This is a genomic window from Streptomyces sp. S.PB5 (assembly GCF_030403745.1).
In the GTDB taxonomy this organism is placed as follows: domain Bacteria; phylum Actinomycetota; class Actinomycetes; order Streptomycetales; family Streptomycetaceae; genus Streptomyces.
The window spans coordinates 165,046-179,787 of record NZ_JAQMWP010000003.1; the positions used below are offsets into that span (position 1 = coordinate 165,046).

A 14,742-nucleotide genomic window follows, 5' to 3' on the forward strand; every position below is an offset into this window, starting at 1 on the left:
CGACCCGGACACCGCCGGAGCGGGCCCCACGACGGTGAAGGCGTCCTCCGCCCGCACCTCGGCACCCCCGAACCGGACGGCCACGTCCACGGCCTTCGGCAGCCCCTCCACCACCGGCACCACCACGTTCAGCACCAGACGGTCACCGGACCCGGAGGCGAGCACGGGCCTCCCGTCGAGCTGTCGCCCGTCGATGAACACCCTCCCGTCCCGCAGCAGTTCGGCATGGTCGAAGTACGTCCCGGCCAGCTCGATCCCGACCGTCTCCCCGGGCCGCGCCTCCCCGTCACCGCCGGAGTCCACCCGGGCGATCCCGTAGGCGCACGCGGGCGAGCCGCCGGACGACGACTTCAGCTGCACGGTCGCGGAAGGATGCCGCCGATGGAAGTCGAGCAGTCCCCCCAGCACGCTGTACACGGCCCGCCCCTTGCAGGTCCCGGACTTCCCGGCCGACGCGGTGAACTCCCGCGCCGCCGTCTCCCAGCTGCCGCCCTTGCCCTGTACGGCGAGACAGGCGGAGGCGAGTCCGCGCAGCAGCCGCCACTCCTCGTCCGCCGGCTGCTCGGGGATCACCTCGAGGACGCGGCCGCACTCGGCGGGGGCGCGCAGCCGGTCGTAGACGCTGGAGGGGTCGGGGGTGCTGTCGGTGTCGGGGGAGTAGGGGCCGGACGGCAGCCACGGCGGGCTCTCCAGTGCCTTGGCGCTCGGCGAGGGGGAGGGCGAAGTGGGGGCCGGGGCGGCCGGGGGAGTGATCCCGGGCACGATCGGCGTGGGCACGTCGGCGGGACTGCTCACATGCCCGTCCGCCTTGGGCCGCGCGGGAGTGCCGGACGCACCCGGCGTCGCGGTGCCGCCCGTGGGCGCGACGTCCGACGGACCCGCCGTGACGACTCTTCCCCCGCCTTCGCCCCTGCCCGGCCCGTCACTCCTGTCACCGGTGAAGGCCGCGGCGGCCACCGCCACCGCTCCGACGACGAGCAGCCCCGAGATACGCATCCCGAGGGAAACCGCCATGACGCCCCCCGACACGGTCCGCCCCTGGGCCACCGTTCCCAGGGGCCTCCTATCATCGGGCCGCCCGCGCCGGGAAGGAAGCGGATTCAGCCGCGAAGTCCGCGAGGGAGCCGAGGCCGGGTTCAGTCCCCGAAGTCCAGCAGCACCTTGCAGGACACGTTCCGGTCGGCCGCCAGCGCGAACGCCGACTCCGCCTCCCGCACCGGCACCACCGCGCTGACCAGCCCGTCGAACGACGACTCGGCGGCGAGCAGGCGCAGTGCCGCGTCGAACTCCCCGTCGAAACGGAACGCCCCCCGCAGCTCGATCTCCCGGCTCACGACCAGATTCCCGGAGAACGCCGACCGCCCCGGCGGCAGCATCCCGAGCTGCACGACCACACCACCGCGCCGCACCAGCCGCAGACACGTGTCCAACCCGGCCGCGACCCCGGAAGCCTCGACCGCCACATCCACCTCGGACGGCCACCCGGCATCCTCCGGATCATCGGCCCGTACGACGGTGTCGGCGCCGGCGGCCCCGGCGTACCGCAGCGCCTCCGGCAGCAGATCCGTCACCGTCACCCGTGCCGCGCCGGCCGCCTTCGCCGCCGCGACCACCAGACACCCGATGGGTCCGGCACCGGTGACGAGGGCATGCTTCCCGGCGACCTCCCCGGCGCGCCGCACGGCGTGCAGCGCGACGGACAGGGGCTCGGCCAGGGCGGCTCGGCGGAGTCCGAGACCCTTCGGCAGCGCCCTCAACTGCTCCGCGGGCACCACCACTTGGGCCGCGAACCCGCCCTGGACGTGCGGGAAGCGTGCCGCGCTGCCCAGATACCGGGTGTCCCGGCACACGTTCCGCCGCCCGTCCGAGCACTCCGGACACACCCCGCAGGGCGTGGCCGGGTGCACCGCAACGGCCGTACCGGGGACGGGACCTGACGCGCCGGCGCCGTAGGAGAGGACCGTCCCGACCACCTCGTGACCGAGCACCATCGGTTCCCTCAGCCGGAAGTCACCGACCCCGCCGTGCCGCCAGTAGTGCAGGTCGGAGCCGCAGACCCCGCCGTACCGTACGGCGACCAGCGCCTGCCCGGGGCCGGGCGCGGGGGCGGCCAGCTCCTCGACCCGCAGGTCGCCCTGCCCGTGGATCACACAACCGACCGTCATCACAGCACGCTCGTCATTCCGCCGTCGACGTACAGGATCTGCCCGCTGACGAAGTCCGCGGCGGGCGAGGCGAGGAAGAGCAGCCCGCCGACCAGGTCCTCGGTGCGGCCCCAGCGGCCGGCCGGGGTGCGGCGACGTACCCAGGCGCTGAACTCCTCGTCCGCGACCAGGGCCCCGGTGAGCTCGGTCTCGATGTAGCCGGGGCCGAGGCCGTTGACCTGGACGCCGTGCGGGCCCCAGTCGGCGCACATGCCCTTGGTCAGCATCTTCAGCGCGCCCTTGGTGGCGGCGTAGGGCGCGATGCCGGGGCGGACCACCTCGCTCTGCAGCGAGCAGATGTTGACGATCTTGCCGTGGCCGCGTTCCGTCATCCGGCGGGCCGCTTCCCGGCCGACCAGGAAGGCGCTGGTCAGGTTGGTGTCCAGGATGCGGTGCCAGTCGGGGTCCGTGAACTCCAGGAGCGGGGCGCGCAGTTGCATGCCCGCGTTGTTGACCAGGATGTCGAGCGGGCCGACCCGCTCCTCGACGTCGGCGATCCCTGCGGCAACGGAGGCGCCGTCGGTCACGTCGAACACGGCCGTGTGGATGTCTCCGGGCAGGCCGGCGGCCTCGAGGTAGGCGGCGGCCTTGCCGAGCCGGTCCCCGTCGCGCCCGTTGAGGACCACCGTGCAGCCGGCCTCCGCGAGGCCACGGGCCAGCGCGAGGCCGATGCCCCGGCTGGAACCCGTGACCAGCGCCGTCCGGCCGCTGATGTCGAACAGAGGGTGACTCATCGTCGTGATCCCCGTATCCCTAGATGATCAGCGAGAGCAGCAGGACCACACCGCCGGCGACGACCGAGATGATCGTCTCCATGACCGACCAGGTTTTGATCGTCTGGCCGACGTCGAGGCCGAAGTACTCCTTGACCAGCCAGAACCCGGCGTCGTTGACATGGCTGAAGAAGAGCGACCCGGCGCCGATGGCGAGGACCAGGAGGGCCGCGTGGGTCGTCGACATGTCGGCGGCCAGCGGGGCGACCAGACCGGCCGCGGAGACCGTGGCCACCGTCGCGGAACCGGTCGCGAGCCGGATGGCGACCGCGATCAGCCAGGCCAGCAGCAGGGCCGGGATCGACCAGTCCTCGGAGATGTCGAGGATCATCGCGCCCACGCCGGTGTCGATCAGCGTCTGCTTGAAGCCGCCGCCCGCGCCGACGATGAGGAGGATGCCCGCTATGGGTGCGAGGCCCTTCTCCACCAGGCCGGAGACCCGGTCCTTGCCGAAGCCCGCGGGACGCAGCAGCGTGAAGATGCCGAGCAGGACCGAGGCGAGCAGGGCGATCAGCGGCGAACCGATGACGTCGAAGACGCGCTGGGTGGTGTTCTCCTTGTCGTCGATGACGATGTCGACGAGCGCCTTGGAGAGCATCAGGATGACCGGCAGCATGATCGTGATCAGCGTGGCGCCGAAGCCGGGACGTTTCTCCAGGTCCTCGGAGGCCCGCTGAGGGATCATCTTGTCCGGGGCCGGGACGTCCACCCAGCGGGCCGCGTACCGCGAGAACAGCGGACCGGCGATGATCACCGTCGGGATCGCCACGAGGACGCCGAGCGCCAGGGTGACACCCAGGTCGGCCTTGACCGCGTCGATCGCGACCAGCGGGCCGGGGTGCGGCGGGACCAGGCCGTGCATCACGGACAGACCGGCGAGGGCCGGGATGCCGATGCGCATGAGCGAGTAGTTGCCGCGCTTGGCGACCATCAGCACGACCGGGATCAGCAGCACGACGCCGACCTCGAAGAACAGCGGCAGACCGATCACCGAGGCGATGAGCACCATCGCCCACGGCATCGACCGGCCACCGGCCCTGGCGAGGATGGTGTCGACGATCTGGTCGGCGCCGCCGGAGTCGGCGAGCATCTTGCCGAGGATCGCACCGAGCGCGATCAGCACGCCCACGCCGGCGACGGTCGTACCGAGGCCGGTCGTGAAGCTGGCGATGGCCTTGTCGAGCGGCGCTCCGGAGAACGCGCCCAGCGCCAGCGAGCCGATGGTCAGCGAGAGGAACGCGTGGAGCTTGAACTTGGTGATGAGCAGGACGATGACGGCGATGCCCGCCAGGACTGCGATGCCCAGCTGAGCGTGACCGGCCGAGGTGATGGGCTCGACGGGGTCCGCTGCCAGCAACTCGACGCTGAGTCTGGTCACGGGTCTTCCCTTGCAGGTACGGGGACGGGGGAGGGGTGCTGCGGGGAGGCAGGGGGCTAAGGGAGTTCGGTCAGGGCCTCGGCGGCCCGGGCGGTGATCTCCTCGGGGCTGCCGGCGACGTCCACGACGACTCCCGCCTCGTCGCTCTCCAGGGGCTGGAGGGTGGCGAACTGGGAGTCGAGCAGCGCGGTCGGCATGAAGTGCCCCTGCCGGTGGGACATGCGGTCCTCGATGAGGGCGCGGTCGCCCGCGAGATGCACGAAGACGAGCCCGGGAGCGGCGGCGCGCAGCCGGTCGCGGTACGACCGCTTCAGCGCCGAGCAGCTGACCACCCCGCCGAGTCCCGCCCGCCCGTGCGCCCAGTCGCCGATGGCGTCCAGCCAGGGCCACCGGTCCTCGTCGGTGAGCGGGGTGCCGGCCGACATCTTGGCGATGTTGGCCGGCGGATGGAAGTCGTCGCCCTCGGCGTACGGGACGCCGAGCCGGGCGGCGAGCAGCGGACCGATGGTGGTCTTGCCGGTGCCCGCGACGCCCATCACCACGACGACATGGGGGGTGTTCATCGCTGCCTACCTGTCTTCGTTGACGTGATGTCGACGCAACTGAAACCCATTAGGTACGACGAATTCAAGAGCCCGTGACAAATAAGTCTGACTTTTTGAGGCCGTGATCTGACGCGTACGCTGAGTGCATGAGCACACCGGGCCGGGGCCTGCACGGCCAAGTACTGGAAACCCTCGGCCCGGCGATCACCGCGGGCGAGTACCCGCCGGGCAGCGTCCTGCGCACGGACGAACTGGCCCAGGAGTTCGACGTCTCCCGCTCGGTGATGCGCGAGGCCGTCCGCGTCCTGGAATCCATGCACCTGGTCGAGTCCCGCCGCCGCGTGGGCGTGACGGTCCGCCCGAAGTCCGACTGGAACGTCTACGACCCCCAGGTCATCCGCTGGCGCCTCGCGGGCGCCGACCGACCCCAGCAGCTTCGCTCCCTGACGGTCCTGCGGTCGGCGATCGAACCCGTCGCGGCGGGCCTGGCGGCAAAACACGCCACGGCCGAACAGTGCGCGGAACTCACGGAGTGCGCCCTGGGCATGGTCGCCCACTCACGCGGCCACCAGCTGGAGGGCTATCTCATCCACGACATGGCCTTCCACCGGGTCATCCTGACGGCCTCCGGCAACGAGATGTTCGCCCGCCTGGGCGACGTCGTGGCGGAAGTCCTGGCGGGCCGCACCCACCACGAGGTCATGTTCGAGGACCCCGACCCGGCCGCGGTCACCCTCCACGTCCAGGTGGCCGAGGCGGTCCGCGCGGGCGACGCGGTCCGCGCGGAGGCCCTGACCCGGGAGATCACGGTGGGGGCGCTGCAGGAGCTGGACATCCTGGCGCCCTGAGCCCACCAGGTCAGTCCTCCAGGAACTCCCCGTCCAGATACACCCACGCCCCGTCCACCCGCTCGAACCGGCTCCGCTCGTGCAGCGACCCGCCCCGGAACGACGCCCGGAACGTCACCGTCCCCACGGAGTGGAACGCCGAGCCGTCGCTCGTGCCGAGGATCTCCAGACCGGTCCAGCGCATCCCCGGGTCGAGGCCGAGGCGCGCCGGACGGGTCCGCGGATGCCAGGTCCGCAGCAGATAGGCGGTGTCCCCCTGTACGAACGCGCTGTACCGGGACCGCATGAGCGCCTCGGCGGTCGGAGCGGCGGCCGCACCGGAGTGATAGCGGCCGCAGCACTCGGCGTAGGGGTCGGGCAGGCCGCAGGGGCAGGGACGGGTGCTCATGACCGCCATTGTGCTAGACGGCCTGCCGGGTCTCCGGCATCGGCAGCGGCGGCAGCTCCGTCCCGTGCACCCACACCCGGAACACCTCGTCCAGCGGCTCCGGCGAGAAGCGGGACGCGTGCGCCGTGAACGTCGTCGTGGTCACGGCCCCGTTGCGGTGCAGCCCCGCCCACCCCCGCAGCATCCGGAAGAACGCCACGTCGCCCATCGCGCACCGCACCGCGTGCACGGCCAGCCCGCCCCGCTCGTAGAGCCGGTCGTCGAACATCGACTTGCGGCCCGGGTCCGCCAGCCGCAGATCCTGCGGGAGCCCCGACAGCAACCGGTGCGCGGCCGCGGCGAGTTGCTGCGCCGTCCGCCCGCCCGACCGCTCCGACCACAGCCACTCGGCGTACTTCGCGAACCCCTCGTTGAGCCAGATGTGCCGCCAGTCCGCGATGGACACGCTGTTGCCGAACCACTGGTGCGCCAGCTCGTGCGCGACCAGCCGTTCCGAACCCCGCGCCCCGTCCACATGGTTGGCGCCGAACAGCGACAACCCCTGTGCCTCGACGGGGACATCGAGCTCCTCCTCGGTCACCACGACCGCGTACTCCTCGAAGGGGTACGGGCCGAACAGCTCCTGGAAGACATCCATCATCTGCGGCTGACGGGCGAAGTCCCGTGAGAAATGCGGCAGCAGATGCGCCGGGATGTGCCCGTGCTGCGGCACCCCGCCCGGCCCCGGGTCGCCCAGCAGCACCGTCTGGAACTTCCCGATCGCCAGCCCCACCAGATAGCTGGACGTCGGCGCCGACTGCTCGTACACCCAGGTCGTCGTGGACGCACGCGTCGTACGGGTCAGAAGTCTGCCGCCCGCGACCACCGCGTACGCCGACGGCGTGGTGATCGAGATCTGGTACGACGCCTTGTCCGCGGGCCGGTCGTTGCACGGGTACCAGGACGGAGCCCCGATCGGCTGGCTCGCCACCAGCGCCCCGTCCTCCAGCTCCTCCCAACCGAGGCCGCCCCAAGGGCTGCTGACCGGCTTGGGATTGCCCGCCCAGTGCACCTCGACGGTGAACGCGGCACCGGGACGCACGGGCTTCGCCGGGCGCACACGCAGCTTGCCGCCGCGGTGCGTGTAGTGCGGCTGGCGGCCGTCCACCCGCACCCGCCCGACCTTGAAGTCGGCGAGGTTCAGGAAGAACTCGGCGAGCGGCGACCGTCCCGCTATGGCGTTGATCCGGGCCGTGCCGGACAGCCGGTTCGGGCCCGGACGGTACTCCAGCGCGAGCTCGTACCGGTGCACCCGGTACCGAGCGTCACCGTGCTCCGGGAAATACGGGTCCGACCCCGCCGCCTGCTGAACCGCCACCGCTGTGTCTACTCCCTGTGCCATGCCACCACTCCGTCCGGACGCACCGCCCTCCCGGTCCGAGTGGCCCGCGCTCAGGGACGCCATGCCTCGATCGGGTTGCCGAGCCAACGGGTGTCGTCCGGAACGGACTCCGCGGCCATGACGAGCGACGCGGGACCCAGCGTCGTACGGGCCCCGATCGTGCTGCCGGGCAGCACGATCCCGCCAGGACCCAGCGTCGCGCCCTCACGGAGGACCACAGTATCCGTCCGCAAGATCCGGTCGTGGAAGAGGTGCGTCTGCAGCACGCAGCCGCGGTTCACCGTCGCCGCGTCCTCCAGGGTCACCAGATCCGTCTCGGGCAGCCAGTAGCTCTCCACCCAGACACCCTTGCCGACCCGCGCCCCGAGTCCCCGCAGCCATGCCGTCATCACCGGTGTCCCCGGCACCGCCCCGGCCAGCCACGGCACCGCCACGACCTCGACGAAGGTGTCCGCGAGCTCGTTGCGCCACACGAAGGAGCTCCACAGCGGATGCTCCCCGCTGCGATGCCGTCCGACCAGCAGCCACTTCGCGGCGATCGACACCAGCGCCGCCGCGGCGCCCGCGGCGAGCAGCACGAGCCCGGCCAGCGGCCACGCCCACACGCCGAGCGCGCACAGCGCCGCCACCGTCAGCACCGCGAGCGCCGCCGAGCAGAACACCGGCACGATCCGGCACAGCTCCACAAGTCCACGCGCCCACAGCAGCCGCGCCGGCGGGTCGTACGTCCGGCTCTGGTCGCCGCCGGCGGCGTTCCGCGGCAGCTTCACCGGCGGCAGCCCCAGATACGAGCTGCCCTTCTTCGCCTTCTTCGGCGTCGCCGACAGCACCCCGACCAGCCCGCCGTCCGGCACGGACCGCCCGGGCGCGGTCATCCCCGAGTTCCCGAGGAACGCCCGCCGCCCGATCTCGGCCCGCCCGATCCGCATCCAGCCACCACCGAGCTCGTACGGCGCGGTCAGCGTGTCGTCGGCGAGGAACGCGCCCTCACCGACGGTCGTCAGGCTCGGCAGCGCGAGCACGGTCGACACCTCGGCGCCCCGCCCGATCCGCATCCCGAGCAGCCGCAGCCACACCGGCGTGACCAGCCCGGCGTACAGCGGGAACAGCGTCTCCCGTGAGCGGTCCATCAGCTGGGTCACGGTCCAGGCCTGCCACCCGACCCGGCTGTGGGTCGGATGCGTCCCCTCCCGCAGCCCCAGGCTCAGCAGCCGTACGCCGACGAGGATCAGCAGCGCATACGCCGCCCCGAACGCCAGCGTGGCCGGCACGAGGGCGATCAGGGCGCCCTGCAGCGGCCGGTCCGGTGTGAAGAACACCCGCCCCGCGAGAAACGCGGCCACGCCCGCCAGCACCGGCAGCGCGGTCAGCCCGAAGCCCGTCAGGCCGTACATCACCCGCCAGTACGTGCCCTTGCGCGGCCGTTCCTTCGGCCAGTTCCGCTTGGCCTTGCCCAGCTTGACCGCGGGCGCCCCCGCCCACCGCTGACCGGTCGGGATCTGCCCGGTGACCGCCGACCCCGGCGCCACCTCGGCCCGCTTGCCGACCCGCGCGCCCGGGAAGAGCATGCTGCGCGTCCCGACGACCGCGTGCGCACCGACCTTGACCTGGCCGACCTCCAGCCGGTCCCCGTCCAGCCACCAGCCGGACAGATCCACCTCGGACTCGACGGCGGCCCCCCGGCCCAGCTTGAGCATCCCGGTCACCGGCGGCAGCGAGTGCAGATCCGCATCCGGCCCGACCTTGGCACCGAGCGCCCGCGCATACCGCTCCAGCCACGCCCCGGTCAGCGAGGTCGCCCCACTGAACTCGGCCAGCCGCTCGGCGGTCCACAACCGCAGATGCACACTTCCGCCGCGCGCATACCGCCCCGGCTGCACACCCCGCAGCAGCAGCCGTGCCCCACCGGCGGCGACGGCGAGCCGCCCGGGCGGACTGAACAGCACCAGAGCAGCCGCCCCGATCACCCACCAGGAGGCGGTCGGCAGCCAGGCGTACGGCAGTACGTTCCCCAGCGCGGCCAGCACCACGGTCCAGCGCAGTCCCAGCAGCGTGAACAGAGGTGCCAGCAGCAGAAGTTGGATCACCTTCGCCCGCGTCGGAACCGGCGCGACGACCCGCGCCGCCCCGTCGTCCTGCGTCGACTCCTCAAGGCGCCGCGCCAACTTCCGCAGCACCGGCTGCTGGTAGATGTCGAGCACGGCCGCGCTCGGATACCGGGTCCGCAGTCGCGTGGTCAGCTGGGCCGCGGCAAGACTGCTGCCGCCGATCGCGAAGAAGTCGTCCCGCGCACTCGACACGGGAATGCCGAGCACCTCGCTCCACTGCTCCGCGAGCCACGCCTCGGTGCCGTACAACTGCTCGGCGGGACCGCTGGTTTCGAGGCCTTCGAGGGGCCACGGCAGCGCGTTTCGGTCTACTTTGCCCGATGTCCGCGTCGGCAGATCCTCGACCGGCGCGAGCAACGGCACCAGCGCGGCGGGCAGTTCGGCGCGCAGCTTCTCGACGGCGACCGCGTGGTCCCAGCCGTTCTGCGTGACGACGTACCCGACGAGCAGCTGGTTCCCGCCCCGGGCGGTACGCACGGCGGCCGCCGCACCCGCGACCCCCGGCAACGCCTGCAGCGCGGCGTCGACCTCACCGAGCTCGATCCGCCGTCCGCCGAGCTTGATCTGCTCGTCGGCCCGCCCGAGGAAGACCAGCCCCTCCGGCTCGGCCTTCACGAGGTCACCGCTGCGGTACGCCCGCTCCCAGCCCAGCGACTCCAGCGGCGCGTACTTCTCCGCGTCCTTCTCGGCGTCCAGATACCGCGCGAGCCCGACCCCGCCGATCACCAACTGCCCGCTGGCGCCCATCGGCACGGGCTCCCCGGCCTCGTCGACGACGGCCAGCTCCCAGCCGTCGAGCGGCAGCCCGATCCGGATCGGCTCCGCACCGCTCATCAGCGAGGCACAGGCCACGACGGTCGCCTCGGTCGGCCCGTACGTGTTCCAGACCTCGCGCCCCTCGGTCACCAGCCGCTGCGCCAGCTCGGGCGGACAGGCCTCACCGCCGAAGATCAGCAGTCGTACGTCGCTCAGAGCCTCGGGCTCCCAGAGCGCGGCGAGCGTCGGCACCGTCGAGACGACGGTGATCTCCTGCTCCACCAGCCACGGCCCGAGATCGGCACCGCTCCTGACCTGCGAGCGCGGCACCGGCACCAGACAGGCCCCGTACCGCCACGCCAGCCACATCTCCTCGCAGGACGCGTCGAACGCCACCGACAGGCCCGCCATGACCCTGTCACCCGGACCGATGGGCTCGTCCGTGAGGAACAGCGCGGCCTCGGCGTCCACGAACGCGGCGGCACTGCGATGGCTGACGGCGACACCCTTGGGCTTCCCGGTGGACCCGGAGGTGAAGATGATCCACGCGTCGTGCCCGACGCCGGGCCGCGCGGCGGGGACCTCGCTGCGCCCGGTGAGGGTCAGCTCGTGACCGGCCCCCACGACGGCGCGTACGCCCGCCTCCCCGAACACCAACTCGGCCCGCTCGTCCGGGTCCTCGGCGTCCACGGGCACATACGCGGCACCGGCGGCCAGGACGGCGAGGATCGCGACGTACAGCTCATTGGTCCCGGAGGGGACCCGCACGCCCACCCGGTCGCCGAGCCCGACCCCGGCCTCACCGAGCCGGCGCCGCAGCCGCTCGACCTCCACGGCCAGCGCACGGTAGGTCAGACAGGTCGTACCGTCGTCCAGCGCGGGCTCGTTGGGGAACGACCGCACGGACGCGTCGAGGATGTCGACGAGCGTGCGCGGGGAGGCCGCCGGGCCCCCGGAGAAACGTGCCGTATCACCGAACCGCTCGCGGATCTCTTCCTCGAGCAGGCCGAGAGCGCTGCCCTCGTGTATGGCTGCCATCGGTCCTCGCGTCTCGATCCCGGAAACCTCCGGGGCGCTGGCGGGCCCGCAGGTCTGCCTGGGGTTGTCCGGCTCCAGCTCCGTAACAAGCCGGAAATTTTAGTACGACGCTAGGCCCGCGCCCTTTGAGCAGCGACCGGAGAGACCCGTCCGGGTGCCTTGCCGGGCCCACCTCGTCTCCGCTGACCTGCGGTTATATACACAGGGCGAGACATGCCCCACATTGCGTTCCGGTCGGTGCGGGCTTCGTCCGGCACTGTCGGTCGGAGACAGCAAAAAACCCCTGCTCAGCAGGGGTTTCGCTGGTGTCCGAGGGGGGACTTGAACCCCCACGCCCGATAAAGGGCACTAGCACCTCAAGCTAGCGCGTCTGCCATTCCGCCACCCGGACAAGGTGTCTGTCGTGCGGGGTTTCCCTCGCGGCGACAGAGGAAACATTACCAGGCTTTCGAGGTGCCCCGATCACCCCCTCGCCCCCGCGTGAACGGCGTGTGACGGGCCGGGTCCGGTCTTGGGCGTGACCCGGGGGAGAGGGAGGATGAGGGGAACCACCAGCAGTGACAGCGGGAGGAACCAGCGTGAGCGGGACGGACACGACCAGGCACGTCACCGGCGAGGACGAGGTCGTGGACCTCTGCCGCGAGCTCATCCGGATCGACACCAGCAACTACGGCGACCACTCGGGCCCGGGTGAGCGCAAGGCCGCCGAGTACATCGCCGAGAAGCTCGCGGAGGTGGGGCTCGAACCGCAGATCTTCGAGTCGCACCAGGGGCGCGCCTCCACGGTCGCTCGTATCCAGGGCGAGGACCCCTCGAAGCCCGCTCTGCTCATCCACGGCCACACCGACGTCGTACCGGCCAACGCTGCGGACTGGACCCACCACCCCTTCTCCGGCGAGGTCGCCGACGGATGCGTGTGGGGCCGTGGCGCCGTCGACATGAAGGACATGGACGCGATGACCCTCGCGGTCGTCCGCGACCGGCTGCGCAGCGGCCGCAAGCCGCCGCGGGACATCGTCCTCGCCTTCCTCGCCGACGAGGAGGCGGGCGGCACGTACGGCGCCCGGTACCTCGTCGACAAGCACCCCGATCTCTTCGAGGGCGTGACCGAGGCGATCGGCGAGGTCGGCGGGTTCTCCTTCACCGTCAACGAGAACCTGCGGCTCTACCTGGTGGAGACCGCCCAGAAGGGCATGCACTGGATGCGGCTCACCGTGGACGGCACCGCCGGACACGGCTCGATGACCAACGACGACAACGCCATCACCGAACTGTGCGAGGCCGTCGGCCGGCTCGGACGGCACAAGTGGCCGGTGCGGGTCACCAAGACCGTGCGCTCCTTCCTCGACGAGCTCTCCGACGCCCTCGGCACCGAGCTCGACCCCGAGAACATGGACGAGACCCTCGCCAAGCTCGGCGGCATCGCCAAGATGGTCGGGGCCACGCTGCGCAACTCGGCGGCGCCCACCATGCTCGGCGCCGGCTACAAGGTCAACGTCATCCCCGGCCAGGCCACCGCTCACGTCGACGGGCGCTTCCTGCCCGGCTATGAGGAGGAGTTCCTCGCCGACCTCGACCGGATCCTCGGCCCGCGGGTGCGCCGCGAGGACGTGCACGGCGACAAGGCGCTGGAGACCGACTTCGACGGCAAGCTCGTCGACGCCATGCAGACCGCGCTGAGCGCCGAGGACCCGATCGCCAAGGCCGTGCCCTACATGCTCTCCGGCGGCACCGACGCCAAGTCCTTCGACGACCTCGGCATCCGTTGCTTCGGCTTCGCGCCGTTGCAACTGCCGCCGGAGCTCGACTTCGCCGGCATGTTCCACGGCATCGACGAGCGGGTGCCCGTGGAGGGGCTGAAGTTCGGGGTGCGGGTGCTCGACCGGTTCATCGACGCGTCTTGACGCCGGTAATCGGCTGCGCGTGCGGGAGCGACTGAGAAGAGTGAACACGCTCATCGGCTCGTAGCTTCATTAGTTCCTCCTCGTTACAGGTGATGCGATCAGCAACACGAGATCGCTTTTGCCAACAAGGAGGAAAAATGCTCAAGAAGGTTGTCGCCGCTGCGGCCGCCACCGGTGGTCTGGTTCTCGCGGGTGCGGGCATGGCCGTCGCCGACTCGGGTGCCCAGGGTGCTGCCGTGCACTCGCCCGGCATCCTGTCCGGCAACGTCGTTCAGGCTCCGGTTCACGTCCCGGTGAACGTCTGCGGCAACACCATCTCTGTGATCGGGCTGCTGAACCCTGCCTTCGGCAACACCTGCATCAACAAGTGACGCCGATCCGCTGAGGGTCGTTTGACGTCCGTCGGTCCCGGAGCGCGAGCCACGCGCTCCGGGGCCGACCGGTCTTTTCACCACGATGCAGAGCTCGAAATGCAGACCGAAATCGGAAAGGCAGGGGGAAATCCAGCGATGCGACAGGTCACCCGCAAAGGCCTGATGACCGTGGCGGCCGCGTCCGGCGTGATCGCCGCGGTGGGCGGTGCCGCCCACGCGGACTCAGGGGCGAGCGGCTCCAGTTCGAACTCGCCAGGTGTGCTGTCCGGCAACACGGTGCAGGCGCCGGTGCACGCGCCCGTCAATGTGTGCGGCAACACGGTGAACGCCGTCGGGGTGCTCAACCCGGCGAGCGGCAACAGTTGCACCAACCAGGGCGGGTCGTCCGGGGGGCACGGCGGCTCCGGAGGCAGCGGTTCGTCCGCCCACGGGCACGCCAGTGACTCGCCGGGCATCGGCTCCGGCAACCATGTCGAGGCCCCTGTGCACGTCCCCGTGAACGTCTGCGGCAACAGCGTCGACGTCATCGGCATCGGCAACTCCACCACCGGCAACGACTGTTCGAACGGTGGCGGCTCCGGCGGCGGGCACCCGAGCACGCCGCCCGGCGGCGGAGACCAGACGCCGCCTCCCGGCAACCCGAACGAGCCGGGCAACCCGAACCAGCCGGGGAACCCGAACGAGCCAGGTAACCCGAACCAGCCGGGCAACCCGGATAACCCAGGCAACCCGGACAACCCCGGCAACCCTGTCGAGCCGGGTGAGCCCGGCTCCCCGAGCACGCCGCCGTCCTCGGACGACGGGAAGGGGCAGGGCCGTCCCACGCACCCCAACCAGCCGGGCGCCCAGTCGGTCACCCAGCCCCAGGGCGGGGCCCAGCTCGCCCACACCGGCAGCGAACTGCCGCTGGGGCTGACCCTGCCGGCCGGCGCGGGCGCGCTGCTGGCCGGAACGGTGCTCTACCGCAAGGCACGGGCATCCGCGTAGGGGACACAGCGCATGACGGAGCGGGCCCCGCCTCGGCGGGGCCCGCTCCGTTTCCGGT

Annotated in this window: 12 protein-coding genes and 1 tRNA gene; 5 read left to right on the top strand and 8 right to left on the bottom strand. The window is 71.6% G+C overall.

Annotated elements, in window-relative coordinates:
• Positions 1-34 precede the first annotated feature (34 nt).
• Positions 35-319, top strand: a complete 285-nt coding sequence (locus PH203_RS09600) for a hypothetical protein (RefSeq protein ID WP_289918599.1) — start codon at positions 35-37, stop codon at positions 317-319.
• Positions 320-1,136: 817 nt separating this feature from the next.
• On the opposite strand, the gene PH203_RS09605 is transcribed toward PH203_RS09600, so the two are convergent.
• The 4 genes from PH203_RS09605 to PH203_RS09620 are packed head-to-tail and all read right to left on the bottom strand — an operon-like array spanning position 1,137 to position 4,918.
• Positions 1,137-2,165, bottom strand: a complete 1,029-nt coding sequence (locus tag PH203_RS09605; RefSeq protein WP_289918600.1) for an L-idonate 5-dehydrogenase — start codon at positions 2,163-2,165, stop codon at positions 1,137-1,139.
• Positions 2,165-2,938 (bottom strand): SDR family oxidoreductase, encoded by a 774-nt coding sequence (locus PH203_RS09610; protein WP_289918601.1) that lies wholly within the window; start codon positions 2,936-2,938, stop codon positions 2,165-2,167. The genes PH203_RS09605 and PH203_RS09610 overlap by 1 nt, the downstream gene beginning before the upstream one ends.
• A gap of 19 nt (positions 2,939-2,957) precedes the next feature.
• Positions 2,958-4,355 carry a gluconate:H+ symporter gene (locus PH203_RS09615; RefSeq protein WP_289918602.1) on the bottom strand — a complete coding sequence of 466 codons (1,398 nt, stop codon included), beginning with the start codon at positions 4,353-4,355 and terminating at the stop codon, positions 2,958-2,960.
• A 56-nt stretch (positions 4,356-4,411) separates the two neighbouring features.
• Entirely contained in the window at positions 4,412-4,918 is a 507-nt protein-coding gene (locus PH203_RS09620; RefSeq protein WP_289918603.1) for a gluconokinase, read from the bottom strand.
• A gap of 128 nt (positions 4,919-5,046) precedes the next feature.
• Here PH203_RS09620 and PH203_RS09625 point away from each other — a divergent pair, with 128 nt between their 5' ends.
• Positions 5,047-5,748: a FadR/GntR family transcriptional regulator gene (locus PH203_RS09625; protein ID WP_289918604.1), complete on the top strand. Its 702-nt coding sequence runs from the start codon at positions 5,047-5,049 to the stop codon at positions 5,746-5,748.
• A gap of 10 nt (positions 5,749-5,758) precedes the next feature.
• Here the strand turns inward: PH203_RS09625 and PH203_RS09630 are convergent, their stop codons facing one another.
• The 4 genes from PH203_RS09630 to PH203_RS09645 form a co-directional block, all read right to left on the bottom strand.
• Positions 5,759-6,136, bottom strand: coding sequence for a YchJ family metal-binding protein (locus PH203_RS09630; protein WP_289918605.1), 378 nt, complete (start codon positions 6,134-6,136; stop codon positions 5,759-5,761).
• A gap of 13 nt (positions 6,137-6,149) precedes the next feature.
• Complete coding sequence (locus tag PH203_RS09635) at positions 6,150-7,493, bottom strand: M1 family metallopeptidase (protein ID WP_289919430.1); 1,344 nt, start codon at positions 7,491-7,493, stop codon at positions 6,150-6,152.
• Between the two features lie 74 nt (positions 7,494-7,567).
• On the bottom strand, positions 7,568-11,419 hold the full coding sequence (locus PH203_RS09640; protein WP_289918608.1) for a Pls/PosA family non-ribosomal peptide synthetase: 3,852 nt from the start codon (positions 11,417-11,419) through the stop codon (positions 7,568-7,570).
• A gap of 303 nt (positions 11,420-11,722) precedes the next feature.
• Positions 11,723-11,810, bottom strand: a tRNA-Leu gene (locus tag PH203_RS09645).
• 187 nt (positions 11,811-11,997) lie between these two features.
• On the opposite strand from PH203_RS09645, the gene PH203_RS09650 reads away from it, so the two are divergent.
• From PH203_RS09650 to PH203_RS09660, 3 genes are all read left to right on the top strand, one after another.
• A complete protein-coding gene (locus PH203_RS09650; RefSeq protein WP_289918610.1) occupies positions 11,998-13,323 on the top strand; it encodes a M20/M25/M40 family metallo-hydrolase in 1,326 nt (441 codons plus the stop codon).
• A gap of 137 nt (positions 13,324-13,460) precedes the next feature.
• Complete coding sequence (gene chpH, locus PH203_RS09655; RefSeq protein ID WP_289918611.1) at positions 13,461-13,694, top strand: chaplin ChpH; 234 nt, start codon at positions 13,461-13,463, stop codon at positions 13,692-13,694.
• Positions 13,695-13,832: 138 nt separating this feature from the next.
• Positions 13,833-14,684: a chaplin gene (locus tag PH203_RS09660; RefSeq protein ID WP_289918613.1), complete on the top strand. Its 852-nt coding sequence runs from the start codon at positions 13,833-13,835 to the stop codon at positions 14,682-14,684.
• Positions 14,685-14,742 lie beyond the last annotated feature (58 nt).